Origin of the sequence: Nocardia tenerifensis NBRC 101015, from assembly GCF_000308715.1 — a bacterium.
In the GTDB taxonomy this organism is placed as follows: domain Bacteria; phylum Actinomycetota; class Actinomycetes; order Mycobacteriales; family Mycobacteriaceae; genus Nocardia; species Nocardia tenerifensis.
The window spans coordinates 23,286-49,217 of record NZ_BAGH01000608.1 but is presented as its reverse complement, the minus strand read 5'-3'; the positions used below and the strand labels follow the sequence as shown (position 1 = coordinate 49,217).

At 67.5% G+C, this 25,932-nt stretch carries 27 protein-coding genes; 12 read left to right on the top strand and 15 right to left on the bottom strand.

All coding sequences use genetic code 11. The features are described 5' to 3' along the window. The first annotated feature begins 76 nt into the window (after window positions 1-76). From ON39_RS43235 to ON39_RS43220, 4 genes are all read left to right on the top strand, one after another. On the top strand, window positions 77-493 hold the full coding sequence (locus ON39_RS43235; RefSeq protein WP_040742880.1) for a VOC family protein: 417 nt from the start codon (window positions 77-79) through the stop codon (window positions 491-493). Between the two features lie 4 nt (window positions 494-497). Further along, window positions 498-1,580, top strand: coding sequence for a winged helix DNA-binding domain-containing protein (locus tag ON39_RS43230; RefSeq protein ID WP_040742879.1), 1,083 nt, complete (start codon window positions 498-500; stop codon window positions 1,578-1,580). Window positions 1,581-1,660: 80 nt separating this feature from the next. After that, window positions 1,661-2,275 (top strand): TetR/AcrR family transcriptional regulator, encoded by a 615-nt coding sequence (locus tag ON39_RS43225; protein ID WP_040742878.1) that lies wholly within the window; start codon window positions 1,661-1,663, stop codon window positions 2,273-2,275. 110 nt (window positions 2,276-2,385) lie between these two features. Then, on the top strand, window positions 2,386-3,567 hold the full coding sequence (locus ON39_RS43220) for an acyl-CoA dehydrogenase family protein (protein WP_040742905.1): 1,182 nt from the start codon (window positions 2,386-2,388) through the stop codon (window positions 3,565-3,567). Here ON39_RS43220 and ON39_RS43215 read toward each other — a convergent pair. Then, the gene (locus ON39_RS43215; RefSeq protein ID WP_146251221.1) at window positions 3,557-3,964 is read right to left on the bottom strand and encodes a hypothetical protein; all 408 of its coding nucleotides are present in this window, start codon (window positions 3,962-3,964) and stop codon (window positions 3,557-3,559) included. The genes ON39_RS43220 and ON39_RS43215 overlap by 11 nt on opposite strands. A gap of 300 nt (window positions 3,965-4,264) precedes the next feature. Between ON39_RS43215 and ON39_RS43210 the strand changes: the two genes are divergently transcribed. Next, window positions 4,265-4,996, top strand: coding sequence for a helix-turn-helix transcriptional regulator (locus ON39_RS43210; RefSeq protein WP_051187860.1), 732 nt, complete (start codon window positions 4,265-4,267; stop codon window positions 4,994-4,996). Between the two features lie 73 nt (window positions 4,997-5,069). Here ON39_RS43210 and ON39_RS43205 read toward each other — a convergent pair whose 3' ends face one another. Further along, complete coding sequence (locus tag ON39_RS43205) at window positions 5,070-6,287, bottom strand: MFS transporter (RefSeq protein ID WP_051187859.1); 1,218 nt, start codon at window positions 6,285-6,287, stop codon at window positions 5,070-5,072. Next, window positions 6,284-7,243 (bottom strand): NAD(P)/FAD-dependent oxidoreductase, encoded by a 960-nt coding sequence (locus ON39_RS43200; protein WP_051187858.1) that lies wholly within the window; start codon window positions 7,241-7,243, stop codon window positions 6,284-6,286. Before ON39_RS43200 ends, ON39_RS43205 begins: the two co-directional genes overlap by 4 nt. 91 nt (window positions 7,244-7,334) lie before the next feature. Between ON39_RS43200 and ON39_RS43195 the strand changes: the two genes are divergently transcribed. From ON39_RS43195 to ON39_RS49450, 4 genes are all read left to right on the top strand, one after another. Then, the gene (locus ON39_RS43195) at window positions 7,335-7,928 is read left to right on the top strand and encodes a helix-turn-helix domain-containing protein (RefSeq protein ID WP_040742875.1); all 594 of its coding nucleotides are present in this window, start codon (window positions 7,335-7,337) and stop codon (window positions 7,926-7,928) included. A 73-nt stretch (window positions 7,929-8,001) separates the two neighbouring features. Beyond that, window positions 8,002-8,472, top strand: coding sequence for an RDD family protein (locus ON39_RS46595; protein WP_157195643.1), 471 nt, complete (start codon window positions 8,002-8,004; stop codon window positions 8,470-8,472). A gap of 244 nt (window positions 8,473-8,716) precedes the next feature. Further along, on the top strand, window positions 8,717-8,878 hold the full coding sequence (locus ON39_RS49455) for a hypothetical protein (protein WP_157195642.1): 162 nt from the start codon (window positions 8,717-8,719) through the stop codon (window positions 8,876-8,878). Window positions 8,879-9,223: 345 nt separating this feature from the next. Then, entirely contained in the window at window positions 9,224-9,391 is a 168-nt protein-coding gene (locus ON39_RS49450; protein ID WP_157195641.1) for a hypothetical protein, read from the top strand. Here ON39_RS49450 and ON39_RS49445 read toward each other — a convergent pair. The 3 genes from ON39_RS49445 to ON39_RS43180 all read right to left on the bottom strand — a co-directional run bounded on the left by ON39_RS49445 (window position 9,388) and on the right by ON39_RS43180 (window position 12,843). Next, window positions 9,388-10,191: a glycine-rich domain-containing protein gene (locus tag ON39_RS49445; RefSeq protein ID WP_146251223.1), complete on the bottom strand. Its 804-nt coding sequence runs from the start codon at window positions 10,189-10,191 to the stop codon at window positions 9,388-9,390. The two genes, ON39_RS49450 and ON39_RS49445, sit on opposite strands and share 4 nt — an antisense overlap. A gap of 217 nt (window positions 10,192-10,408) precedes the next feature. Next, entirely contained in the window at window positions 10,409-10,939 is a 531-nt protein-coding gene (locus ON39_RS49440) for an RICIN domain-containing protein (protein WP_146251224.1), read from the bottom strand. A 1,082-nt stretch (window positions 10,940-12,021) separates the two neighbouring features. After that, entirely contained in the window at window positions 12,022-12,843 is an 822-nt protein-coding gene (locus ON39_RS43180; RefSeq protein WP_040742873.1) for a hypothetical protein, read from the bottom strand. Between the two features lie 923 nt (window positions 12,844-13,766). On the opposite strand from ON39_RS43180, the gene ON39_RS43175 reads away from it, so the two are divergent. Further along, window positions 13,767-14,573 carry an LLM class flavin-dependent oxidoreductase gene (locus tag ON39_RS43175; RefSeq protein ID WP_040742872.1) on the top strand — a complete coding sequence of 269 codons (807 nt, stop codon included), beginning with the start codon at window positions 13,767-13,769 and terminating at the stop codon, window positions 14,571-14,573. 62 nt (window positions 14,574-14,635) lie between these two features. On the opposite strand, the gene ON39_RS43170 is transcribed toward ON39_RS43175, so the two are convergent. Continuing rightward, window positions 14,636-15,688 carry a fatty acid desaturase family protein gene (locus tag ON39_RS43170; protein WP_040742871.1) on the bottom strand — a complete coding sequence of 351 codons (1,053 nt, stop codon included), beginning with the start codon at window positions 15,686-15,688 and terminating at the stop codon, window positions 14,636-14,638. A gap of 400 nt (window positions 15,689-16,088) precedes the next feature. Here ON39_RS43170 and ON39_RS43165 point away from each other — a divergent pair, with 400 nt between their 5' ends. Continuing rightward, window positions 16,089-16,592: a DinB family protein gene (locus tag ON39_RS43165; RefSeq protein WP_040742870.1), complete on the top strand. Its 504-nt coding sequence runs from the start codon at window positions 16,089-16,091 to the stop codon at window positions 16,590-16,592. A gap of 86 nt (window positions 16,593-16,678) precedes the next feature. After that, the gene (locus ON39_RS43160; protein ID WP_040742869.1) at window positions 16,679-17,926 is read left to right on the top strand and encodes an MFS transporter; all 1,248 of its coding nucleotides are present in this window, start codon (window positions 16,679-16,681) and stop codon (window positions 17,924-17,926) included. 7 nt (window positions 17,927-17,933) lie between these two features. Here ON39_RS43160 and ON39_RS43155 read toward each other — a convergent pair whose 3' ends face one another. From ON39_RS43155 to ON39_RS43120, 8 genes are all read right to left on the bottom strand, one after another. Further along, window positions 17,934-18,725 carry an SDR family oxidoreductase gene (locus tag ON39_RS43155; RefSeq protein WP_246003029.1) on the bottom strand — a complete coding sequence of 264 codons (792 nt, stop codon included), beginning with the start codon at window positions 18,723-18,725 and terminating at the stop codon, window positions 17,934-17,936. 222 nt (window positions 18,726-18,947) lie between these two features. Next, window positions 18,948-19,562 carry an isopentenyl-diphosphate Delta-isomerase gene (gene idi, locus ON39_RS43150; RefSeq protein WP_040742867.1) on the bottom strand — a complete coding sequence of 205 codons (615 nt, stop codon included), beginning with the start codon at window positions 19,560-19,562 and terminating at the stop codon, window positions 18,948-18,950. Next, the gene (locus ON39_RS43145) at window positions 19,559-20,791 is read right to left on the bottom strand and encodes a hydroxymethylglutaryl-CoA synthase (protein WP_051187855.1); all 1,233 of its coding nucleotides are present in this window, start codon (window positions 20,789-20,791) and stop codon (window positions 19,559-19,561) included. The genes idi and ON39_RS43145 overlap by 4 nt, the downstream gene beginning before the upstream one ends. Then, window positions 20,788-21,864 carry a hydroxymethylglutaryl-coenzyme A reductase family protein gene (locus tag ON39_RS43140; protein WP_110293729.1) on the bottom strand — a complete coding sequence of 359 codons (1,077 nt, stop codon included), beginning with the start codon at window positions 21,862-21,864 and terminating at the stop codon, window positions 20,788-20,790. Before ON39_RS43140 ends, ON39_RS43145 begins: the two co-directional genes overlap by 4 nt. After that, window positions 21,861-22,922 (bottom strand): phosphomevalonate kinase, encoded by a 1,062-nt coding sequence (locus ON39_RS43135; RefSeq protein ID WP_040742866.1) that lies wholly within the window; start codon window positions 22,920-22,922, stop codon window positions 21,861-21,863. The genes ON39_RS43140 and ON39_RS43135 overlap by 4 nt, the downstream gene beginning before the upstream one ends. Beyond that, on the bottom strand, window positions 22,919-23,935 hold the full coding sequence (mvaD, locus tag ON39_RS43130; protein WP_040742865.1) for a diphosphomevalonate decarboxylase: 1,017 nt from the start codon (window positions 23,933-23,935) through the stop codon (window positions 22,919-22,921). Before mvaD ends, ON39_RS43135 begins: the two co-directional genes overlap by 4 nt. Continuing rightward, window positions 23,932-24,888 (bottom strand): mevalonate kinase, encoded by a 957-nt coding sequence (mvk, locus tag ON39_RS43125; RefSeq protein ID WP_051187854.1) that lies wholly within the window; start codon window positions 24,886-24,888, stop codon window positions 23,932-23,934. The genes mvaD and mvk overlap by 4 nt, the downstream gene beginning before the upstream one ends. Continuing rightward, window positions 24,888-25,922 (bottom strand): polyprenyl synthetase family protein, encoded by a 1,035-nt coding sequence (locus tag ON39_RS43120; protein WP_051187853.1) that lies wholly within the window; start codon window positions 25,920-25,922, stop codon window positions 24,888-24,890. Before ON39_RS43120 ends, mvk begins: the two co-directional genes overlap by 1 nt. Window positions 25,923-25,932 lie beyond the last annotated feature (10 nt).

Genomic DNA, 25,932 nt, shown 5'->3' with positions numbered 1-25,932 from the left:
CCTCGAGAAGAGGACACAACCTGGCCGCTTCCCCTGCGACGGTTGCTGCATCATCAAGTCGGAACAAGGAGCGACCATGTCCATCACCACCACCACTCACCTCAACTTCCGTGGCGACGCGCGCGCGGCGCTGGAGTTCTATCAGTCCGTGTTCGGCGGCGACCTGGCCGTCGTCACCTACCAGGACGCGGGGAACGTGCAGGAGGAGGCCGACCGGGTCATGTGGGGACAAGTGCTGGCGGAGAACGGGTTTCACGTCATGGCCTACGACGTCCCCGCGGCGACGGCCTATGACAAGGGCGAGAATTCGTTCTTCGTCTCGGTGCGCGGCGCGACCGTCGAGGAGGTCACCGGTTACTGGGAGAAGCTCTCCGACGGGGCGACCGTCGTGATCCAGCTCGGCCCGGCGGGGTGGGCGCCCGCGTATGGGATGCTGCGAGACCGGTTCGGCGTCGTCTGGGTGGTCGACGTCGTCAGCGAATACAACGGATAAACCGATGACCGTACTGACCACCCGTGCGCTCAACCGGGCAACGCTCGCCCGCCAGTTACTGCTCACTCGCGCCGACCTGCCGGTGCTCGACACCGTGGCACATCTGTGCGGCCTGCAGGCCCAGGAACCCCAGGAACCGTTCATCGGCCTCTGGTCCAGGCTGCGCGCCTTCGACCCCGCCGCACTCGACGACCTGATGACCTCGCGGCGCGTGGTGCGGACCCACCTCATGCGCCGCACGGTCCACCTCGTCACCGCCGACGACGCGCTGGCATGGCGGGCCCGCCACGACGCCATGCTGCGCCAACGAGTACTCGGGGTCTACCGCCGCGAACTCGACGGCGTCGACCTCGATGAACTCGCGGCGGCGGCACGGGCGGTGCTGGCCGACGAGCAGCCCCGCACGATGCCCGAACTCGGCCGGACGCTCAGCGCACGCTGGCCGGCCGCCGGACCGCGGGCACTCGGCGAGATGGTGATCGCCCTCGTCCCCACCGTGCAGTTGCCACCGCGCGGGCTGTGGCGCAGGAGGGCGGGTGCGCACATAGTGCCGGTCGCCTCGTGGCTCGGGCGCGAGATCGATCTGCTCGAGGAGGGCGCCGATCCGGTCGGAGAGACGCTGGTGAAGCGGTATCTCACCGCCTTCGGCCCCGCCGCCTCGGCCGATCTGCGCGCCTGGTGCGGCCTGGCCGGACTCCCCGGCGCGGTAGCCGCGACCCGCGAAAAGTTGCTCACCTTTCGCGACGAATCCGGCCGGGAGCTACTCGATCTCCCCGACGCACCGCGCCCCGACCCCGAAACGCCCGCCCCGGTGCGGTTCCTGCCCGCGTTCGACAACGCGATCCTCGGCTACCACGACCGCGGCCGAATCATCGACCAGGCGCACCGCGGCCTGTCGGTAGCGGGCGAGCGCGTCGTGCTGGTCGACGGCCGAGTCGCCGCCACGTGGACCACGGAGGCGGACACCGTGGTCGTCGCCCCGCTGCGCCGGTTCACCCGAGCCGAGCGCACAACCGTCGCCGAGGAAGGACAGGAACTGGCCTCGTTCCTCTCCGACGGTGCGAGCCAGCGCACACAGGTGCGCTGAGCGACACATCAGGCGCTCGCCCGGCTCGTCGGGTCGACCGCTATCGTCAAGTCCTGCAACAGAGTAGAAAGGGCGGGCCGATGGGGCGAATCGCACAGCGGCGCCCCGCCGCCACTCCGGCCTCGGCGGGGCAGGCGGCGCGCAGGCAGGCCATTCTGCGGGCGGCGGCCGAACTCGGCGCCGAGGCGGAGTTCGATCGGGTCCAGATGGCCGATCTCGCCAATCGAGCAGGCGTGGCGCTGGGCACGCTCTACCGGTATTTCCCCACCAAGACCGAGGTTTTCGCGACCCTCTTCCAGGAGTGCATCGCGACCTTCGTCGCCGACCAGTGGCGGCCGCCGAGCGGTGCGGATGTGCTGGAGCAGATCGGGCGCAATCTGGCCGCGCTGAACGCGACCTTGCTGCGCAGCCCGCGGCTGTGCTCGGCCATGCTGCGCGCCACCGCCGCCGCCTATATGGGGCAGCCGCCGCCGGAACTGCTGTGGTTGGAGTCGGAATCGGCGCTGACACAAGCGATTCTGGACACGCTCGGCGTCGAGCAGCCGAACTCGGATGATCACGGCACCACACTGCTGTTGATCTACAGCTGGTGGGGTGTGCTCACGTCGAGTCTGAGCCGACGCATGTCGCCCGACCATGCCGAGCGTGAGCTGTGCCGGGCGGCTTCGCTGATCCTGGCCAACTACGTCGCCTAAGACCGCACGGTCCCTTATCGAATGTCGCTGCTGGCCTTGACTTCACGCGCAAACTAGAATTAATTCTAGTTTGTGACGCGGTCGCGTCATCGTCTGGAGAGGTGAACGACATGACGGACAAGGTCTTGGACCGGGTGGAGGAGCTGGGCGAGCGGCTGGCCGCCACCGCCGCCGAGAGCGAGGCGCTCGGGCGGCTGTCCGACGACAGCGTCGCCCTTCTCCGCGAAGCCGGCGTGATGCGGCTGCTGCAGCCCGCCGAGTTCGGTGGGTACGAGGCCCACCCGCGCGTCTTCGCCGAAACCGTCATGGCGGTGGCCCAGCGCTGCGGTTCGTCCGGCTGGGTCTGCGGCGTCGGTGGCGTGCACCCGTGGGAGATGGGCCTGATGGACCGGCGTCTGCAACAGGAAGTGTGGGGCGAGGACCCCGACACCTGGATCGCCTCGCCCTATGCCGCCCAGGGGATCGCCACTCCGGTCGACGGCGGGTACCGGCTGAGCGGGCGCTGGAGTTTCTCCTCGGGCACCGACCACTGCGACTGGATCTTCCTGGGCGCCATGCTCGGTGACGCCGAGGGCCGGCCCGCCGAACCGCGCACCACCTTGCACGTGGTGCTGCCCCGTTCCGACTACCAGATCCTCGACGACACCTGGGATGTCGTCGGCCTCTGCGGCACCGGCAGCAAGGACATTCTGGTCGAGGACGCCTTCGTGCCCGGCTACCGGACCGTCGACGCGCAGGAGATGTCCGAAGGGGCGCGGGCGGCGGTCGTCGGTCGCGAGGAAACCCTCTATCGACTGCCGTTCTGGGCCATGTTCCCGCTCGGAATCACCGCCGCGGTCATCGGTATCGCCGAAGGCGCGCTCGCCGTGCACCTGGCCTATCAACGCGACCGCACCACCTCGACCGGCGTCCGTATCACCGAGGACCCGTACACCCTGTCCGCCATCTCCGAGGCGGCCGCCGAGATCGCCGCCTCGCGCACCCAGCTCGTCACCGGCATCGAGCGCCTCTACGATCTCATCGAGGCGGGCGAGGATGTCAGCTTCGCCGACCGCGCCGTGACCCGGCGCAACCAGGTCCGCTGCGCCTGGCGCGCGGTGGCCGCCGTCGACGAGATCTTCGCGCGCTCAGGGGGAAACGCGGTGCGCCGCAGCAACCCCGTGCAACGGTTCTGGCGTGACGCGCACACCGGCCTGCAACACGCCATCCACACCTCGGGCCTGATCTACCACGCCACCGCGCTCACCAGCATGGGCATCGAACCGCGTCCGCGCCAACGCATCATGATTTGACGGCGCCCGCGATGGCGGCCAGTCGGCGCTGATCCCGGCGAGCCCAGCTATCGCGCGGTTCGCCCACCCGCCGGCCTTGCCCCGCGTCGAGGCGGCGGCGCGCCTCGGCCATGGACGCGCCGATGCTTCGATGCGTGCCCCGCCAGTGAATGTGGCGCAGATAGCCGCGGGAGCGGTAGGCGTCCATCACCGCGACGTGCTCGGGGCTTCCGGTGAACTCCTCGAGGGCCTGTTCATCCGCCCACAGGGACAGCGAGTAGGTGATGCGGCCCCACGGCTGATAGCTGGTCGCGATCGCGAGCGCCCCCTCCGTGCGCAGCACCTGCTTCTCCAGACGCGCGGAGATGATCGAGACGGGGACTACCTCCGTGAGTGTGTGCGGTCGAAACTCGTTCACGCTCAGTAGAATCCGGTCGGGCCACTGGGCCGCTTGAACGAAATGGCTTGGCCGGTACAGACGCAGGCCGCGTAGACCGAACTCCGAGTCCGTGTGGGCTCGCACCGTCGTCGCCCACGACAGCCGGAATGGTTCCGACAGGGCGCCGACGCGCTCGGCACGTTCGCGAATCGTCTTGCGGGCACGCAGATGCATGGTCACCACTCTTTCCGGCATGGTTCGACGCCGGGCGCGTCGTGGCGTTAGCCTCGCAGTGTGCTCGCGGGTGCGCTTCCGAAAACGTGCGGTGCTCGGCCACGGGTGTGGATCCGGCCCGATCACGCCGGATACCTGGGGCCCAATATCCCCGTCGTCGACCATGCGGCGGCGGTCGACGTGCTCAATATCGCGGTGGACGCGCCGCTGATCTTCGAGTCCCCCGGCCTCGGCACGCGGCGCGTGCGCAGCGTCTACGCGCCCGCTCGCGTTCCGCATCGCGTGCTCGCGCCCGAAGGCAGGGTGCTTCTGCTCTTCGCCGATCCCGCAGGGCATTCGGCGTCGAGCATGGGCGCGGCCATGGACGAAACGGTCGGGCGGTTCGGCGTCGGCCACCGCGCCGAGGCCGAGATCGCCGCGGCGTGCCGAGCGGGCGAGCCGCCGGAGATGATCGTCCGGCGGCTCGCGGGGCCCGCGGCGGCTACGGTGGATTCGCGAATCACGGCCGTGGCCAACGCTATTCGTGCTTACCCGCAGCGGGTTTACCGCGCTCCCGAACTCGCCGCCGAACTCGGATTGTCGACCTCGCATTTCCTGCGACTGTTCGCCCGCGGCACCGGTACCACGTTCCGTCGTTACCAGCAGTGGGCCCGGTTGCGCCGCGTCGTCTACGCCCTGGCGTCCGGTCAGGATCTGACGCGTGGCGCGGTCGAGGCGGGTTTCGCCTCGCCGTCGCACTTCAGCGACACCTTCCGCAACACCTTCGGGCTGTCCGCGACCGAGCTACTCCATACCGGAGTCGTCTTCGACGTCGTCGGGCCGGAATTCGCCGAGTGAAGACCGGTCTGCTCGACGAAGGGCCTTGCGACAGTGGCACTCCCGTTGGTAGCGCGACGGGAGTGCCACTGGGTCAACCGAGTTCGGCGGCCGATGGTTGCGCGGCGGCGTGCTGTGCCGGCGTTCGGTCCTGTCGTGACTGGTCGAGTCGGATCAGCGGGAGCGCCAGCAGCGCGAGGACGACTCCGATCAGGCACACCGAGGTGAGAGCCGTTCCGTGGCTGAGGGTTACGGCCGCCAGCACCGGGGTGCCGCTGATGCCCAGTTGGAAGGCCGACACCGTGGTGGCGCCCGCGAGGGTCGGGGCGCTGCCTGCGATGGCGAACACTCGGCCGTAGAGGGCGGGATTGAGGACGAAGGCGGCGACACCCAGCAGGAATATTGTCGGCACGACGATCCAGGCGTGCCGCATCGTCGCTGCGAGCACGATGGACAGGACCACGATCGAGCCCGCTCCGGTGGCGAGTGCCAGATGCGGCCGGCGGTCGGCGATCCGGCCGCCGATCGAGAGTCCGGCGAAGGCCCCGATACCGAACAGCGCGAGGACGGCCGGTATCCAGACCTCAGCGAGACCGGTGATGTCGGCGAGCATGGCGGCCGAATAGTTGAACGTGATCATGTATGCCGCGGTGGTCAGGATGGTGATCGCGTAGATCACCCACAGCCTCGGCGTGCGGATCGTGGCGAACTCGCGTGTCACATCGGTACTCGGCCGGGAACCTGTTGTAACAGAGTGTATTCCAAGGACGCAGCCGGCAATCCCGACCAGGGTCAGAACCACCACGGCCCAGAATCCACCCCGCCACCCGCTGAAATGGCTCAGCAGTGTTCCCATGGGGCCACCGGCGACCATCGCGACGCTGAGCCCGCTCACCACGGCGCCCGAGGCGCGGGCGTGCCGGTCCGGGGTGACCAGGCCGATCGCGGTCACCGACGCGACGGCGAAGAATCCCGCGTACGCGACGCCCGCCACGATCCGGGAGACCAAGAGCACCGGATAGTCGCCGAGCAGCCCAACGCCGATGCTTATGGCGAACGCCGCCTGAGTGACCACCAGCGTGGTGCGGCGCGGCCAGCGCAGGCTCAATACCGCGAACGGCGGCCCGCCGAGGACGACGCCCATGGCGAAGGCGGTGATCAGCATTCCGGCCGACGACAGCGGGACGTCCAGATCGGTGGCCACTTCGGGCAGCACACCGGCGAGCAGGAACTCGGCGCTACCCATCGCGAACAGGCTGAAGCCCAGCAGGTATACCCCTGTGGGCAGCCTGCGGTTCGCCTGAGTGGTCATGGACGATCACCCCCTGCTGCCGACATTTCCTTCTCCAGCAGCCAGCCGGTCATATTGACCGCGGCGGTCGAGCCCGCGCCTGCCGCGGTGACCACCTGGGCTCGGGGATTGACGACGTTCCCGGCCGCCCACAGTCCCGGAACGCTCGTCGCCCCTTGCGAATCCACCGCTATCAGCCCGCTCGCCGGATCCGCGTTCGCGCCCAACGCGGTCAGAATCGAGTCGTGTGGGATCGGCCGCGGCGCGACGAAAATCGCGTCACAGATCACCGTTTCGCCGCCTTCGAGTCGAATGGCGGTCAATTCCCCTCGCGCGCAATCGCCCTCCGGGGCGACCGCTCGCACGAGCCCGTCGACCAGGCGCACCCCGTAGGCGGTGAGCCGTTGCCGGTCGGCGTCCGAAACCTCGAACCCATTGGCGCAGAACGTCACTGACTTCGTGTGCCGGCGCATCAGTGCCGCCAGATGAATCGACACCGCCGCCATCGCACCGCCGATGACTGCCACGTTCGTACCGCGGACCTCATAGCCGTGACAGTGCGGGCAATGGTGCACCACCGTCGCCCAGCCCTGCGCCAATCCCGGGATATCGGGCAGTTCGTCCGTGATCCCGGTCGCGACGAGCACCGACCGCGCGCGCGTCAATCGCCCATCGCTCAGACGTATCTCGAACTCGCCCTCGGGTGTCCGCCGCGCGTCCACCGCCGATGCCCGCGCCAATATGCCACCGTAGCCGGTGAACTCGGCCTTGCCGGTCGCGACGAACTCCTCCGGCGGCATGCCATCGCGGGTGGGGAAACCGTGCATCGCCTCCGCCGGCGCGTTCCGGGGCGGCCCGCCGTCGACGATCATCGTCGCGAACCGGGCCCGCGCGAGCACGATTCCGGCCGTCAGCCCGGCCGCGCCGCCGCCGATCACCAGCGCGTCCCACGTCGTCGTATCCACTACTTCTGACATCCGTCATCACCTCCGAGACGAGCATCGGCGCGAGCGTGCGGTATCGGCAAAGAACGTTGCCGATTCTGGGACGGATTGCTCCACTGGATCCATGGATGCCCAACCGACCATCGGCGCCGTGATCGAACAGATCGCGCCCCGGCTACGGCGCGCCCGCGAGCAGAAGAACTTCAGCCTGGCCGACCTCGCCCGCGCCACCGGCCTGTCGACCAGCACGCTCTCGCGGCTCGAATCAGGTCAGCGCAAACCGAGTCTGGAGTTGCTGCTGCCGATCACGGTCGCGCTCGACGTCCCCCTCGACGAGATCGTCGCCACACCCCGTATCGTCGACCCCCGCGTACCGCAGGAGCCGACCAAGAAGGACGGCCGGATACTGATTCCGCTGTCCCGGCACCAGGGCGATCCCCGCGCCTACAAAATGATCATCCCCGCCCACGACGAAGAGCCCTACCTGCGAACCCACGAGGGTTATGAATGGCTCTACGTCCTGCGCGGCAAACTGCGCGTGCGGCTCGGCGAGCACGATTTCGTCATGAACACCGGGGAAGCGGCCGAGTTCGACTGCCAGATTCCGCACTGGTTCGGAGCCGCCGGGCGCGGCACCGTCGAGGTGCTGAGTTTGTTCGGCCGACACGGGGAGCGCATTCACGTCCGCGCTCGAACCGCGTCGAGCAAGACGAGTTGACGTCGCCGCGCATCGACCGGCCCCCAATTCTCGCTGCTGGGCACGAGTGGCGGCGGTGTGCACAATGTGGTCCGTGAACGCACCGTATGTCGAACCCGCAGCTGCCTATTCGCGTCGGCAATCGCCGCCGGGCCGAGTGTGGGTGCCGAAAGAGGCGGGGGAGAACCGGCTCGCTCTGGCGGCGATGACGGACGGACTGCTGGCGTTCATCATCGCTTTCGCGTTGGCCGTCAGGGTATTTCACGCCCACGCAGGCATCGCCGAGTTCGCACCGGTGTTCCTGCCCTGCTTGTTCGCCGTCTCGTTCGTCAACCATGTAGTGGGCACCCTGCTATTCCGGGGCAGCCTCGCCAAACTGCTGTTCGGCATGCGGGTGCTCCGCTGGAAGGACGGCCGCCGTCCCCGCGTCCTCCAAACACTGGCCAGATGGCTGTTCGGCTACCTCATGATCGTGCTCCAAATCCTGCTGGAAGGAGCGAGCGTCGGCCAAGCCTGCGGCCTGCGCACCGTGCGCAGACGCGACGAACGGCGCAATGCCATCTGAATGTCTTTTGCCGCGTTGCTCAGCGGCGGACCCGAACACTCGAAAGCCAACCGGCCGAGCACATCTCGATAGGCAACGCACCGAGGCGAAGTGCTTCCCGCCGCACCTTCATCGAAGCGTGTTCTCGTGGATTCAGTCGGCGACGGTGCTCGATGACGGCAGGATCGGCGTCGAGCGTGTAGCCGGCGTCCATGGCGACGAGGAGTGGGGCTCTACCCGTCGCGGACGGTCCGTTTAGTCGAAGGTGAGTACCTCGTGGTCGCGGCAGGCGGTGGCGACGGTCGCCAGCACGGCGGGGTCGGCTTGTGCGGGGCCGTCGGAGTCATACAGCGTGGTGACGGTCTGCCGCTACGACCTCGACCGCCCACGCATCAAGGGCACCTTCGATGACGTCCTCACCAACTGACGGACGCGGCAGCCCACCTGCGCCAGCACGATCAGGATCTACCCTGCCCGCCGACATCGATCCAAATGCCGTCGATCTCGGTCGTCCTTTCTACCGCAACCTCGAGCGCGGCCGGTCAGCTTCGTGCGCGCCACCCACCATACGAGGCGGAGCAGCACTGGACACGAGGCTGGCCGACCCCAGCCCTGGCGTCATGGTCTGGCGCTTCGCAGTGCTGTCTTCACTTTCTTCTGCGTCGTGCATTGCATGAACTCGACTCTGTCGGTGATCTTGGAATTTGTCGCGGCCGGCGAGCAGCCACACCGCGAGGCACGAACAGCACTGCATCGGCGAAGAAACTGGCGAATGTCGCTCGGACCGGGACCGGGACCGGGACCGGCCAGGTCGGTCGCGCCGCTGACCGCGCACGTGACCCGTGCCGGCAATCCCCGCCGCACCACGGCGATGTGGATGCGTGACCGGCTCGAAAGCCGGTGGAGCAACGAGGATTTCGCCGACTGGTATCCGCGCTAACTGGGGGGCACGGGGGTGATGGTGAGACAACCGGGGCCGCCGGGGCGGCCGTTCTTCGGCGTGACCGAGTTGTCGGTGGTTGTGCCGTCGCCGCCGTCGCCGCCTTCACCGGTTTTCGGGTCCAGGGCCAGGCATTGGTCGGGAACCTCTCCGGGGGCGAACCGGCCGCCCGCCCCGCCCTGGCCCGCGGTGTCGGCGGTGCCTTCGGTACCGGGTGCACCGCCACGACCAACGATAATAGTGGCGGTTTTACCCTTCTCGTCTGCGGATACGCATCCGCTACCGGACTTGGCTTTAGCTGTTCCGATGGGGCCTTGCTTGCCTAATCCGCCGCCCGCGGCGGAGGCTCTGACGGTGTCGGACGGATCCTGGAGACTTTTGCCGTCGTAGAGCACCGTACTGTTACCCGCCGCAGGACTATATCCGCCTGCCGTTCCTCCCTTGCCGCCGGCAGGCACGCCCAGATGCAGTCTTGATTTCGGTTTGACGGTCAGCGTGCAGCGGGTGATGGTGCCGGTTTGGCCGCCTGCTCCGCCATTGCCGGAATAGAAGTCATCCCCACCGCCGCCACGCAGGTATCCCCGTCCGCTGTTTCCGCCGCCGCCGGCCCCGATCAATACGACCTCCAATGCGGTGACATCCTCGGGAACGAGATAGCACTGCCCTTTTCCACTAGAGGTGTACGCCGGGGCTTGTGTACAGGGTTTCTGCTCGTCGGACAAGCTCTGGTCGCTGCCGACCGGTGCTGCGGGGTCGGCGAGCGCGGTCGCCGACCCCAGCAGCCCTCCAGTCACCGTCATAGCGGCTACAGCACGCCGTGTACTGGTCACGAACTGGCCTGGTGAGCCGAGCGCACCGCGAAGGCCGCGGCGCCAGAGAAGTGCGCACATGACAAGAAGCTCCTTCAAGATAGTGGACAGATCACCACGCGGCTCACCTCTCGGCGACTGCTTTCTCGATACTGCACCGGATGCAACCGTTGGCTTGTACTTCGCGTGGTGCGCCGAGCATCACTGCCTAGTTGGCTGGTTTTTGCTTCTGCACTTTCCATTTGAATTCGTCCCACAATTTGTTTTCGGTATATCGGCAAGGTGCTGCACGGACCGTATTGCGGACGGCATACCAGCACGCGGTGGTCGTGCGGCTGGGCGAGTTGGGACCGGCCGGCAGGCTGTACGGGGTGGAGATGGCGGTCGTCGAATTCCACTTCCAGTACCTCGCCGCGCCCTTCTGGCAGGAACGAGTGTTCAGCGGAAAATCGCGGCCCCCGCCTTGGAACGAAATACACTGGCTGGTCGCCAAATTCTGGAGGAAGAACTCGTCCTTTGTATCATTGGTCTCCTCTGTGCGCCATTGTTGGTGTTTGTCCTGTGGTGCGCAGTCCACGAGCGCGATCGAATGGTCGTCGGCTTCCGAGGCGCATTGGCCGGTCTGCGCGCTGGCGATAGAAAATGTCCCGTTCTGCGGAAAGGTCGCCGCTGCCATCGGTGATGCGATAGTCGGCATGAGCAGCGCGATCGATAGCACGAGGGCTGACCTGATCGACATGTCTGAGACCTCCGGCAAAAGCTCGTAGTGGTGTTTCACACGGTGCGTGTTCGTCTGCCGGGATCTCGAGGAGCCAGGACAGCAGACATGCACACCGAGTATTCGGAGCAGTCCACCCGCCGGATGGAATGAAGACGTGAGACGGGCCACAGAAACCCGACCATCACCTCGTGCCCGGCCGTGTTCACCAGGCAACTGTCCGCCCACACATGCGGCGGTGGACGATTATGTATCCAAAGCAATTTGGACCACGCTATCGCAGAGGACGGCGCGCGAACACCAGCAATCTCGATCCGCCTCGTGGGTTTCGGCGTTCCGCGGGTCCTGGTGACCCACTCCCAGAGCCGACTATGCCCGGTGACGGCGGGTGCGTGCGGGATGAGGTTGCCGCACTGAATATCAGAGCCCGGCGAGGTCGGCGAGGACGGCCATCTTCGAGTTCAGCAGCCGGTTGTCCTGGCGCGGGATCTGGGCGAGGGCGTGGTGGGCGTCGCGGTCGAACCGCGGGTTGTCCAGGCACGCTTCCGCGGGTAGGAGTGAGCGCGAAGGCGGCGGAGACGATTTCGCGGCGACCGGCGTAGGCGGCCGCGAGGAGGTGAAGTATCGCGCGCGTTGCCGAGTTCGCCCTCGGTACCATGGACCGACCGAACTTCTGTGCGGGAAGGATTTCGGTGCCGTTAGCCGTCGCCACATGCTCGTGCTTGCGCCGCAGTCGCGGCATAATCCCTGTCTCACCCAGACACGATAGGGACGTTGCCGCAGTCGGACCTCGCTCCGTGCCCAGCGTGCAGCCGACTCGATCAACCGTCACCGATCTCAGTAGAGGCCGTAAGCGGTTGCCTCGGGGCTTATACGGCGTGATGCCGCCCCGAACGAGCTGTTCGCGGCGGCATCACTGGTATCCGATCAGCGCAAGGGAAATGCCGGTGTCGTGCAGGGCGGCATCGGCAAGACCAATGCGCCAACAGGGTATTCGGCGCCGTAGCGGCCGCGGCTGGGCCAAATCTATGAACAGTGCGTCAGCGACTGGTGTATCCGGCCGAGCCGTCCTCCGCTGCTCGGTACCGGTGCCCGGCGATTCATCACAGGTCCGGCGCGGGAGCGCAGGGGGAGGTGGAATTGACTTTTCGCTGGACGCCGGTGCCCTGGGCGGTGAGGGTGTCCAGTTCTTCTACCTCGACCTTCTGGATTTTCTTTCCTGGGGCAACGGTGCGGCTACCGGCACTGGCCAGGCGCAGCTGCGCGGCCTGTATCGGGTCGAGTTGGCCAACACTATTGTGAAAGGTACTGGCGGCGGTTTGGGCCAACGAGCGATAGGGTTGGGCCGTGTCCGAGGTGCCGTCCTGGTAGGTCACCGTGACCTGGTCGACGTAGCGTACTTCGATCGGCACGCCCGTCGGCCAGTGTTGCCCCTCGAGGTGGGTGAGACGGCTCACGGTCAGAGTATTCTCCGGAGCTTCGGCTCGTTGATAGAAGCATCTCGGCTTGGCTTCCACCGTGGGGTCACCGCTGGATGCGCCCTCAGGGTTGGACCGGACGCTGCACCCTGCTTTGAACTCGAAGGTTTTAGTGAGACCGGTGCGTTGATTACTCGCGGTTATCTGCACGCCGGCACTGGCTGCGCTCGGCGCTTGGTCCGGGTCGGCTTGGATGACTGCGTCCACATTCACCCACGTCCCCGACCAGGAGCTGAACGACCCATTCTTTTCCACCTGGACACTGAATCGGGCCTGTTCGAACGTGCCGGTTTCCGTGCGGCCAGGCGACACTGTGGCCGTCGCCTTACCCGAGCCTTTCGCGACCCCGAAGGAGACCACGTCTCCTCTGCCACCCCAGCGCCAGCCTCGCAGTAAACCGAACATGGTGAACACCGCCTGCTTGCCATGGCTCTGGATCCTGCACATGGCTGAGGGTGCAGCTCTGCTCGACGAGTAACAGCTTGGGCTCCGGCGCCGCGTCCGCGTCCGCCTGGGGCGCGACGAACAAGACCGGCGCCAGCACCGAGCTGACCACGGCGGCTCGTCTCGTCCGACGTGCCTGGCGACCGTGCATATATACCTCCTTCGACGACCGCCCTGTTCGGAGCGGCTCATTCGGCTCTGGGACGGGCACTTCTGCAGCGTGGCCCTGTTCCCCCGGAATTCGGATGCCTGCCCTACCTCACGCTCAACCACACCGACCACCGCCGCGACCACGACCACGACCACACGATCAGCGCATACACCCGCAGCGCATGTGCCACCTCGATCCACCGGCCCGCCGCGAAATCGGACAACGGACGAACCGGTCAGCCGCGCGGCCCGGCCACGAGGACTCACCTGCCATATTCGGAGCCGACACGTCTACGGACTGGCTGGCTCAATATTTTCCCGCATTCGGGCTGCGCGCCGAGTCGACGGTCATCCCGAATGCCGAGGAACAGCGCACGTGCTCGCGGCCCACGAGGACGCACCCGACGACTCCGCCGAACGGGCGACCGCAATCAGCCCGCTGACGAGTTCGCCCGGACTCTGGTCGACAGCCTGCTGCCGTCGTGACCGGACCGGCAAGACACGGGCCTGCGGTTCGGCCGGCGTACACGCCAGTGCGGAGCTGGGCCGAGGTTGCATCGGAGAGGCAATTCCGCGCGTTTGCGCACCATCCTCGGAGGACGCCGAGCCGAGCAGGATACGTACTTGTTCGGGCTGCCCCGATGAATTCCGGATGGGTGCGCCGTCTACACGTTCGATGAGATGATCATGGACCTTCCATCCAGAGGGCTGTGGTTTCGACAACGAAAAACGTTGGCGGGCAGAGGCTGTCGCCGACCGTGGGAGAGGAATCCAGCATGACCAGACCGTTTCGATTCGGAGTTGTCGCCCCGATCAGGACCGACCTGCCGACGTGGCGGGATCACGTGCGCCGCATTGCCGACAGCGGCTACTCGACGCTGTTGATGCCCGACGTCGCGCAGTGGCAGCCCGCGCCCGGGCCCGCGCTGGCCACCGCCGCGGCCCTCACCGACCTGCGGGTGGGCACGTGGGTGTATGCCTCACCGCTGCGTCCGGCCTGGATGACGGCGTGGGAGGCGCACTCGCTGTCGGTGCTCACCGAGGGACGCTTCGAGATGGGCATCGGCACGGGCAGGCCGGGCATGGAGGATGAGCTGCGCGCGAAGGGAATTCCCGTGGTTGCGCCGAGTGAGCGGCTGACCCAGATCCGTGAGACTGTAAGAGCGCTAAGGGAACTCGATGGTTCCGATCTTCGTACGCCGGTGGCGATGGCCGTGCGCGGCGCGAAGGCTCAGGCGCTGGCCGCCGAGGTCGCCGACACCGTCACCTTCGCGTTGATGCCGGAGGAGTCCCGTGCCGACGTCGCCCGGCTGGTAAGCGATTTCCGCGCCATCGGCGACCGTGAGCTCGCGCTGCACGTGTCGGTCGTCGGCGACTCCGTCGCGCCGTTCATGGCGCCGCCCGACACCGACCCCGCCGCCCTCCGCGCGGCCGATTCACTCGCCATACTGCCGAGCGATCCGGCCGCCGCCATCGACGAAATCCAGCGCAGGCGTGCGGAACTCGGCTTCTCCTACTTCGTCTTCGGCGGAGATTCCGCCGACACGATGGCTCCCGTCGTAGCCGAACTCGCGGGACGTTAGACGGCGATGCGACCGTGGGGCGGCGCCGCGGATCGGCGGGCAGGACAGTCGCCGATCCGCGTTCAGTCCGCGGCGCGCAGGGGCGCACCGACCTGGTGCAGGTGTCGCAGCGCCTCACGGTAGGAGGAGATCAGGCCGGTCTCGTGGTAGGGCACGCCGATCTCGGCACAGTAGTCGCGCACGATCACTTGGGCGTGGCGAAGATTCGGCGTCGGCATGCTCGGGAACAGGTGATGCTCGATCTGATAGTTGAGCCCGCCGAGGGCGAAATCGGTGAGCACACCGCCGCGGACGTTGCGCGACGTCAAAACCTGTTTACGCAAAAAATCGGGCCGCTCGTCGCCGGACAGCGTCGGCATGCCCTTGTGGTTCGGGGCGAAGATGCAGCCCATGTACAGACCGAACAGCGCCTGATGGACGGCGACGAACGCAAATCCCTTGTCGGCGGGCAGAACTGCGAACACCGCGGCCAGATAGACCGCGAAGTGTCCGAAGAGCAGCGCGCCCTCCAGGCCACGACGTTTGACCGACCGATTGCCGAGCGCGCGGACGCCCGCGACATGAAGATTGAGGCCCTCCAGCATCAGCAACGGGAAGAACAGGAACGCCTGGGCCCTGCCGATGAGCCGGGGCAGGCCGCGGCTGGCCCGCGCCTGCTTCTGCGACCACACCAGAACGTCCGGCGCGACATCGGGATCGAGCTCCTCGTGGTTCGGGTTGGCGTGATGGCGGGTGTGCTTGTCCTGCCACCAGCCGTAGGCCAGGCCGATGCCGGCGTTGCCGACGACCCGGCCGACGACCTCCGTCAACCGTCGCGACCGAAAGACCTGGCGATGGGCGACATCGTGCATGACGAGCGCGACCTGGGCGCACATCACCGCCATGAACGCCGCGACCAGCAGCGTCCACCAGGAGTCACCGACGAGGAAGAACGCCGTACAGCCGGCCGCGAACGCGAGACCGACGGCGGTGAGCCGGACGGCGTAATAGGCGGGACGCCGGTCCATCAGGCCCGCGGCGGAGATCCGGCGCAACAGGCGGGCGTAGTCACCGCCTGCGCCGCCGCGCCGCGATGAGCGTGGAGATGACTCGGAGAGCAAAGTCGGTGTCGTCATAGATCTTCCTGGAAGCTGAGTCGGAGAGGCACCCGTCACCCGAGCCGGTCGATCGGCCGCTTCACCAGCGGGCGTGCGGCGGGTACGGGTTCGCTACACCGAAGCTATCGGCTGGATTCTCGTTGCGGGTAACCCCTTGGTATGACATGGAATCGGACCACGGGGTGAGATCGGGAGCCTGTGCGTGCCGAGTCGGAACCTGTGGCATACTGCCATCAGGCGGCAGCGGCTTCAGCCCGCTGCCCGGGCCGTTGTGTCGACGCAGCCCGTTATCGCCGCTCTCCGCGCGAGCGAATCCGCAAGCTCTCCGCTAGTTCCCTGTCGCCGGACGTCTCGTCCGCCCTCCGGATCGACCACAGCCGTCCTATGCCGTCCCCTCGGAAGAATGGAGTGAAAACCCTTGCGTACCAAACGAATCACCAACGGACCCGAACGAACGATCATCGAGAACATGCTCGATCGCAACCGCGAGGCACTCATCGCGACCGCACGCGGCCTGTCCGAGACCGAGGCCCGTCGACGGCTGGTTGCCTCGCTGACGACGCCGATCTCCGTCATCAAGCACGCCGCCGCCGCGGAACGCATTTGGTTCCAACGCTTCTGGGCGGAGCTGGACGAATCCGAGTGCGACGGATACTCGAAGCGAGACGAGGGCACCTTCGCCGTCGCCGACCACGAGTCCCTGGCCGACGTCATCGCCGAGTTCGAACGAGCCAGCGCACGATCCAGGGAGATAACCGCCCGCTTCGACCTCGACGACACCAAGGTCTTCCCCCGCGAAGGAGAGGTGAGCATGCGCTGGACCCTGCTGGCCATGATCGAGGAGTTCGCCAGGCACGCCGGACACGGCGACATCCTCCGCGAACAACTCGACCACCCCACACCCGCGAAGCCGACTTCATGAAAGGCGCCTGCCCCGCAAGAGCGTGACGCGGCGTGATGCACTCACGCCTGCGCCCAACGGCATCCCGGACGCGATAGGTTGGGCCGATGGAGCGCCGGAACGCCGCCGAGACCCGCCTGGGAGCTCAGTTCGGCAGATTATGGTCGGCGGCAACGCTTTCCGGGTTCGGTGACGGAGTGACCCAAATCGGGGCGAACCTGCTGGCCGTGTCGATCACCCGCGAGCCGATAGCGGTGTCGGGACTGATGGTCGTTCAGATCGCACCGTTCATCGTCTTCGGATTGCCCAGCGGGGTCTTGGTGGACCGCCTGGACCGGCGGCGACTCATGATCATCGCTACGGTCGTCCGCATCGCGGTGCTCGGGACGGTCAGCGCCGCCGTGGCCACCGACCGTGCGAGCCTGCCGCTGCTCTACCTCGCCTTCTTCGTGGTCGGCTGCGCCGGTCTGGTCTTCGACAATGCCTGCACCACAGCCCTTCCCGGCTTGGTCGCGCCTGCCCAACTCGAACGCGCGAACGGACGGTTGCAGGCCACCCGCTCGGTCACCGAACAGGTGCTCGCCCGGCCCCTCGGCGTCGCCCTGTTCGGGATCGCCGCCTGGACACCGTTTCTCGTCGACACCGTGGGTCTTGTCGCGGTCGCCGTGCTGGCGGGCACGTTACCGGCCACGCCCGCGCGCGGTGGTCGCCAGCGCCTCGGCGCCGCCGTAGTCGACGGCGCGCGCTGGCTGTGGCGCGACACCCTTGTCCGCACACTCACGCTCACCGTCGGCCTGTCCAATATCGGCCTGGGCGCGATCTTTTCACTGCTGGTGCTGATCGCCCGGGAGCGGCTCGGCGTCGGCGACGCCGGTTATGCGGTGCTGCTCATCGCCGCCGCGGTCGGTGGCGTGTGCGGTGGTCTGGCCGCGCCGCGCATCATCGCCGCGCTCGGTCCTGGCACGACCCTGCGGATCGGGCTGCTCATCGAAATGGCCTCCTATGTGGGGATGGCGTCGACCCACAGTGCGGCCGTCGCCGTGGCCATCCTCATCCCGTTCTGCGTCCACCTGTCGGTGTTCACCACCATCGGTTCCTCGCTGCGTCAGTCGCTCGTGCCGCCCGGACTGCTCGGCCGGGTGCACAGCGCGTACCGCCTCGTCGGCGCCGGCGGGCTGTTCCTCGGCGCACTGGTCGGCGGGCTACTCGCCGGCCGTTTCGGCCTGGCCGCACCATTCTGGATAGGGCTGGCCTGTGCGGTGGTGTTCACTGGGGCGGCTTGGCGAAGGCTAGACAACCGCACCATCGCCGCCGCCCGCGCGGTAGCGGAGAAGCGCTCCGCGGACCGGGAGTGAGCGGCGTTCATCGCCAGTGGATGTCGCCGAGCGCCAGCGCTTCCGAGCCGCCGTCGGCGAAGATGATCTGGCCGGTGACGAAGCGGTTGTCTGCGCTTGCCAGCCAGCAGATGAGTTCGGCCACCCACTCCGGCTTGCCGGGGAAGCCGCCGAACGGTTGCGGCGCAACGGCTTCAACGGTTGCGCGAATATCGTTGTCGTTGAGGATGTTCGCGGCCGCGGGTGTGTCGACTACGCCCGGCGCGACGATGTTGAGGGCAATTCCCGAACCGGCCCATTCCGGGGTCGGGGCGACCCTGCGCACCCAACGATTCAACGCGCGCTTGGCGATCCCGTAGCCGCCCGTCGCTCCACCGGCCGACGGGTCGGCGTCGAGATAGGCGACGGCGGCGGCCTCGTCGCCGTCCAGGCACGCCTGCACGATTCGTTCATCGGTCGGCGCGAGCGAGGCCGTCGACGAGACGGCTACCGCCCGCGGCGCGGGACTGCGCGCCAGCAACGGCCGAAGCCCCGTCAGCGTCGCGACCGCACCGAAGTAATTCGTCTCCAGCAGACCGGTTTTGCCGCCTCCCGCGATGGCCAGCACGCCATCGATCGAGCCGTACGCCTCGACCTGATCGATCAGCGACCTTCGGCCGGCGGTCGAGGACAGGTCCGCCTGAATCTCCGCCTCGACGAGATCACACCCGATGACCTTCGCGCCGCGCTCGCGCAGCAGCGCCGCCGTCGCCGCCCCGATCCCCGAAGCCGATCCGGTGATCACATAAGTCCGTCCAGCGAAACCCGCGTGCGATGCCATCGCTACCTCTCCTGCCGAATCCGAGTACATCTGCACGATAGGCAGACTGCACACAGGCGCGCGAGCCCGCCAGCCGAGGGCTTGCTTGGGCGCGCTGTACGTGCCGCAGAATGCGTAGCGGACGCCGACCGTGGCACTGCAGGCCGTCCCCTCGCGCCGCGGGGTGGGTGCCTCACCTTCGCCTGGCCGGCTCTTGGAAACGACACTGGCCTCCGGCGATGGTCAGGATTGCCGTGCGGCCGGTGGGAGCCGACGGGTGTCGGCTGCCGGCCAGTCCGGCGGTTCCGTGCCGAGATCGTCCAGTGCGGTGAGTTGTTCGAGGCACCAGGGGGAGACCGGGTGCAGGCGCGCTGATCTCACGGCACGCCGGAATTCATGCCACGCTATCCAGCGTGCCTGCGCTACTTCCGTCGGATTCGGGTCGGGGTCGTCGGTGACGATGGCCCGATAAACCGGGCACATCTCATTTTCCACTGTCCCGTCGGTCATTTCGGCACGGTATCGGAACGTCGGGAGGATCAGATCGAGGGCGATCGGGCGCAGTCCGAGTTCGGTATCCAGGCGGCGACGCACCGTATCCGGAAGTGCCTCACCCAGGGCGGGGTGTCCGCAACAGCTGTTGGTCCACACGCCGGGCCACGTCTTCTTCGACCAGGCACGCCGAGTCAACAGGAATCGACTCGTGGTGTCGAACACGTAGCACGAGAAAGCCAGGTGCAGTGGGGTTTTCGCGGTGTGCACGCCGACCTTGTCGGCGACGCCGCGTGCATGGCCCGAGTCATCCAAGAGCACAACGCTTTCGGCGTACGCGTCTGCGGGTGTTCGTTCTACCGTCATGGGCGCGCGCCCTGTGCGGCGGCCGAGGTATCGGCGTCCATGGCGGAGCGGAGGTTCGCTCGCCTGGGTTCGTAACAGCGGATATGTCCGGTGATTCCGGCGAAACGGTATGGCCCGCTGGTCTGGTGGGGTGTGTGGTATTCGGAGCCGTCTTCGGGTAGGGCGGTTCGGGCGAGTCGCGCGTAGTGCTCGTAGGTGATCGGGGTGCGCCGGGACAGCGCTTCGCGGTTGGCGCGGGTCCGCAGATGCCGCCGGTAGCCGGGAACTACGGTGGCGGAGAGGAATTCGGCGACGCAGCCGGATCCGTAGCTGACCAGTGCGATGGGTTTGCCGGTGAGGTCGTCGGCGTGGTCGAACAGTGCGGTCAGCGCCAGATACAGCGAGGCGGTGTAGCTGTTGCCGACGAGGCGGTTGTATCGGGTGGTGGCGCCGATCGCGTGCTCGATCTGCTCTGGTGCGGGTGTTTGGCCGTTGCGTTCGAGCAGATGGCGGTGGGCCTTGTAGGCCATCTTCGTGAAGGGCTGGTGGTAGCAGAAGGCGGCGAAGTCCGGCAGTTCCCGGTGTGCGCGCTTGTGATAGTCGTTCCATGCGTGCTCGATCGCGTCGAGATAGGCTGTGACCGAGTACTTTCCGTCCACGACGGCGGTGCGTCGATAGGTCGGCCGCCAGAAGTCCATGACGTGGGCCGAGTACAGGCCCGAGACCGGCTCGATCCGCAGGATCGCCGGGTCGGCGGTCACGAGCATGGCCGCGGCTGCCGCGCCCTGGGTGGCCTCGGCGGCGGAGCCGGTGTCGTAGCGGGCGATGTCGGCGGCGATCACGAGGGTGCGGTGTTCGGGGTCGCCTGCGGTGAGCGCGGCGGCGAATTGCAGTGCGGCGGTGGCGGAGTAGCAGGCTTGTTTGAGTTCGATGACGCGCGCGTTGTCGGGCAGACCGATCAGCCGGTGCAGATACAGGGCTGCGGCTTTGGACTCGTCGACGCCGGTCTCGGTGGCCAGCAATACGGTTCGGATGCCGTCGGTGCCGTGGCGTTCGAGGATGGGGCGCGCGGCCGTAGCGGCCATGGTGACGATGTCTTCGTCCTCGGCGGGGATGCTCATGGCGTCTTGGCCTATGCCGTGGGTGAATTTCCTCGGATCGACGCCGATGTGCGCGGCGAGCCGGGTGTGCTCGAGGACATACTCGGTGGTGGCGATGGACAGGTCGTGAATGCCGGCGCTGGTGTTCATGGACGGTCCGATCCTTGTCGGTTGTGCTGGCGTTCGAGTCGTAGATGTGCGCGCATCAACTCACCCGGGTTGGTTTGCGCTGCCAGCAGCGACAATTCGCCGCACAGGACCGTCGCCGCCACGATGACGGCGAGGCGGCGAGCGTCGGTTCCGGCCGCTTGCTCTCGGTGGCAACCGAGTCGGGACAGCGTCTGCTGGACGAAGTCGAGATCTTTTGCGTTGCCGACGGTTCCGACGACCAGGTTCGGCAGGGTGCAGGAGAAATAGAGGTCGCCGTCGCGGTCCTCGGCGTGGGTGATGCCTTGGGAGCCCTCGACGATATTGGCGGCGTCTTGGCCGGTCGCGAGGTAGAACGCGAGCAGCATGTTCGCGTAATGGGCGTTGGCGGTGCGGATTCCGCCCGCGAGCAATGTCCCGATCAGGTTCTTGCGGACGTTCAGCGTGACCAGCCGGGCGGCGGTGGTGTGCAGCTGCCGCTCGACCTGCGCGGCCGGGACGAGCAGCTCGGTCACGACATTCTTGCCGCGGCCGAGGATTCCGTTGACCGCGCCGGCCTTCTTGTCGGTGCAGTAGTTCCCCGATATCGAGGCGTAGCGCAGTCCGGGGACCGTGCGCAGGATGTAGTCCATCAGTCGCTCGGCGGCGAGGGTGGTCATGTTGTGGCCGGCGGCGTCCGCGGTTTCGAAGGCGAACCGCAGGAACAGCAGGTCTCCGGTGATCTGCGAGTGCATGTCGATCAGTACGCAGAAGCGGCTGCTGGCTGCGGCCACCTCGCGCAGCCGGGAGAACTCGGCGCGAAGCCGTTGGACCGCGGTGTGGGCGGTGAGGGCGTTGTCGGCCTCGAGCAGAATCGATCTCGTCATGCGGTCATCGATCAGCGTGGCGACCACGCCGGCCTCGGTCGCCATGGAGACCCGCGCACCGCGACCGACCGAGGGCCACAGCGGGCTTTCGAAGGTGGCCAGCGGGACCTCGATCTCCTCCTCGACGGTGTTGCCGGTGATGCGGATCGGGCCGACCCACCGCAACGGCACCATCGCCTGCGCGGTCTCGCCGATGTGTGTGACGGTCATGGCTGGTCCTGTTCGGTCGGGTGGGTGTGTAGGGGGAGCGGCTGGATACCGCCCGCGCGCCAGCGGTCACGCAGCTGTGTGAGCTGAGCGTCGGAGGTGACGAGCGCGATTCCGCAGTCGCCGCCCCCGGCCCCGGACGGTTTGGCCACCGCGCCGACGCTTTCCGCTATCGCGCACAACCCGGCCAGCTCCGGGGTCATGATCCCCAGACCGGTTGCGGTGTCGAGCTTTTCGAGCAGAAGACGGGCTCGGCGCAGCTGTTCTCGGATACGCATCGGGTCGTCGTCCTCGATCGCGGCGCTCAGCCGATCCACGCAGTCACGACTGGCCGCGCGGAACCCGGCGCACGAATCGTCGCCGACGATAACGCCGGCCTCGGCTCGGGTCGTGGCGGGATGTCCGGTCCAACCGGCGACCACCCGCGCGGATGTCGGTGTCGGAAGGGCCTTTACGGACAGACCCGGCCAGTTTTCGCGTAACAACACCTCCACGCCGTCGCGGCGGAGCCTGCGACTGAGCGTGCCGCGATCCGGTCCCCGGTAACTGATCCAGCCGCCCCAGGTGCTGGCCGCGACGTCGCCGCCCGAGCAGTCGGGTGCCACGCGGATCGTCGCGAGCATCGCCAACCGGTAGCGATCCATCAGCTCGAGCCTGAGGCCGTGGAACCGCGCCAACGCCGCGATCGTCGCCACGGTGACCGCGGCGCTGGAGCCCAGACCGTATTTCATCCCGCGTCCGTCGTGCAGTGCGCTGGTGAGCCGCAGACGAAATTGGCGCACGGGATGTCCGAGTTCGGTCAGCAGCCGCTCGACCACCCAGATGGCCGAGGTGACGTAATCGAGTCCGTCGCAGGTGGGTGCCACGAGCCGACCGTCGACTCGCTCGAGCGAAATCAGCTTGTCCCCGAACAAGTCTGATGTCACAGCGGTCGCATCCGCCTCGGCGACATGTGCCGTCGTGTACCGATCGACCGCTATCAGCACCGCGGGGAAGCCGGGCTCGATGACGGCGTATTCCCCTGCTATGTAGAGCTTTCCCGGTGCTCGGCATGCGATCATGCGACATTCCCGTCGTATACGCGGACGCCGTGGCCTGGGCGCGCGAGATGGGTAGCCAGCACGCCGTCGATGTCGCCCAGCTCCTTCAGGACCTGGCTGGCCGCTGAAACGTCGCACAGCACGGCGACGTTCGGTCCCGCGTCGATGGTCGCGTAGGCCGCCACACCGCCTTTGCGCAGCTCGGTGACGCGGTGGAGTATCGAGATGGTGGGCGGTGACAGGTAACAGATCGATGGCCGTGCCGCGAGCATCGTCGCGTGCATGCCCAGCGCGTTGCTCTCGGCGATCGCGCCGACCGTGGTGAGGTCGCCGTCGCGGATCGCGGCGCGCATGGCGGGCAGATCGTGCAGCGTAGAGAACGCCCACGCCAGATACAGCGGTGAACTCTGGATGGTGGCCTGCATGGCCGTGCGGCTCGGTATGGCCTTCGGCCCGGTGTCGACCAGTGCGATGGCCAAAGCCGGGTTCCACCTCGGCGTTTCGATCGGCTCGGCGAACGAGCTGTTGTCGCCGTGCCGGCCCGAGCCGATTCCGGCGTGCCACTCGACGAATCCGTCGAACACCGATCGGCACGCCGAGCCAGAACCTCGCCGCGCGAGCCGCGACAGGTCTCGTGCGTTCAGTTTCAGGTTGTAGGCCGCGGCGGCCGCGGCGGCCAGCGCGGCGAACCCGCTGGACGAGGACGCGAGCCCGGCACCCGTGGGCGCGGTATTGGCGGAGTCGACCATGGCGCGATCGGTCCGGTCGGTTCGATCCCGGACGAGATCGAGAAAGGTCGAGACGCGGGCGAAGGTCTCGTCGTCGGCGGGGCGGCCGTTTAGCGTGACTCTGTCGGCGGAGGTCCCCGGCACCAATGTCACTCGCGTCGTCGTCGGAAAGATATCCAACGTCATCGAGATGCTGCCGGTCACGGGAAGCACGAACTCCCTGTCGCGCTTGCCCCAGTACTTGAGCAACGCGATATTCGGATGCGCGACCGCGACGGCGCTGAACTCTCCGAAGGTGCGATTCACCAGGACTCCTCTCCGACGGTCGTCGCCCACGTCCGCACCGCGCCCGCGCCCGAGAACGCCGCGCGTACCGCCGCGGCACTGTCGCGGCCGGTGACAGCCAGCACGCACCCGCCCAGACCGCCGCCGGTGAGTTTGGCGCCGAAGGCGCCCGCGGCCAGCGCCGCCGCGATCAGTCGCTCGATGCGGTCGGTACTCACGCCGAGCTCGCGTAACAGGTCGTGGTACTGAATCAGCTTGTCGCCCAATGCTTGTCCGTCTCCCCGCGCGAGGTCCTCGGCGGCGGCCCGGGTGAGCGTCGCGGCGCGATCGAGCACGCGGCGCGCGGCCGCGGGCTGTTTCTGTAGCCGTGCGCGCGCCACGGCCACCGCCTGCTGGGTGCTCGCGGCGACACCGGAGTCCGCCACTATCAACGACACCGCGCCGGCTACCGGGAGCGTTCGTGCCGCGCCGGCCTGGAACCAGATCGGGCCGTCGGCCGAGACCGCGCGCGCGTCGACACCGCTCGCGCGTCCGTGTGCGTGTTGCTCACCGAGCTGCACCAAGCGGTAGAGCTCTTCGGCGTCGATCGCTCGCCGGCACAGGTCCGCGAGGGCGCGCACCGTGGCCGTCGCGCACGCGGCACTGGAGCCCAGACCGCGACTCTGCGGAATATGGCCGTGCAGGTCGATTTCGATGAGTTCGGTGGCCGATCCCCATTCGCGCAAGGCCGCGTCGGCGGCGATGCCCGGACACGAGACCTGGGGCGATGGCCGACGCCGACCGACCGTCAGGGGCCTGCGGGCGAGGTCCGGGGTTCCGGCCGGGCAGGGCCGGGCGAGCGCCTCGATCGTCAAGTCGCGCAACGGAACAGCGATGGCCGGCTGCCCGTAGACAACGGCGTGCTCGCCGAGCAGAACGGCCTTGGCGTGTGCCCGGCCGACCCCGACGCCGCGAGCATGCTGCTGGCCGGCCATTACCGAACTCGATGCGTCACAGCGTCGGTCAAAATTTCCAGATCGGTACTGACCACGTGAGAGGGCAACGCCGCCAGAGCTTTTCGAGCTTGCCGTGCGGCGTGCGCACGTGCCGCAGCCAACCCGCCCGCCGCCTCGACCAGCGTTCGCGCGCGGTCGATCCTCGCGGTGGTCATCGGCTCGGGCGAACGGTAGATCTCGGCCAGCTCGGCCGCGGCCGACCCGCCGGAGCGCAACGCGATGATCACCGGCAGGCTGCGTTTGTGCCGGGCGAGATCGTTGCCCACCGGCTTTCCGGTCGCCGCCGTGTCGCCCCAGATGCCGATGATGTCGTCGACGAACTGGAACGCGACCCCGAGCTCGCGGCCGTAGGCGTCCAGCGCGGCAACGGTGGGCTCGTCGGCTCCCGCACACAATCCGCCGAGCGCGCAGGCGCACCCCATCAGCGCACCCGTCTTACCCATGACCATCTGGAGGTACTCCTCGACCCCGGCGCTCGCGTCGGTCTCCAACGCCAAGTCTTCGTGCTGACCTCGGCACAGCTCGGCCGACGCGGCCGCGAGCCGGGAAACAGCCTCCGGGACGAGCCCGCCCGGCAGGCCGGTGGCCAAGACGCTGATAGCCAAGGCGTGCAACGCATCTCCCAGCAGGATCGCGTCGTCGGCTCCCCACACCCGCCACACCGTCGGGCGTCCTCGGCGGGTTTCGTCGGTGTCCATGAGATCGTCGTGGACCAGGGTGAAATTGTGTATCAACTCAACGGCCGCGGCGGCGGGCAAAGCGACGGTCGGCGAACCTCCGCAGGCTTGGCACACGCATAACGTCAGCGCGGCGCGGAGCGCTTTCCCGCTCCGATGACTGCGCGCGGTACCGTCTTCGTCGCACCACCCGATATGGTAACCAGCGATTCTCTGCAAAGGTTCGGACAAAGCGCCGACCGCAATTTTCAGTTGCGGCTGACAGAGGGTGCGAGCACGGGACAAGATTTTATCAGCGCGATCGTCGGCGACGGCCGGGGCATGAGCATTTATCATCGAGCACCGT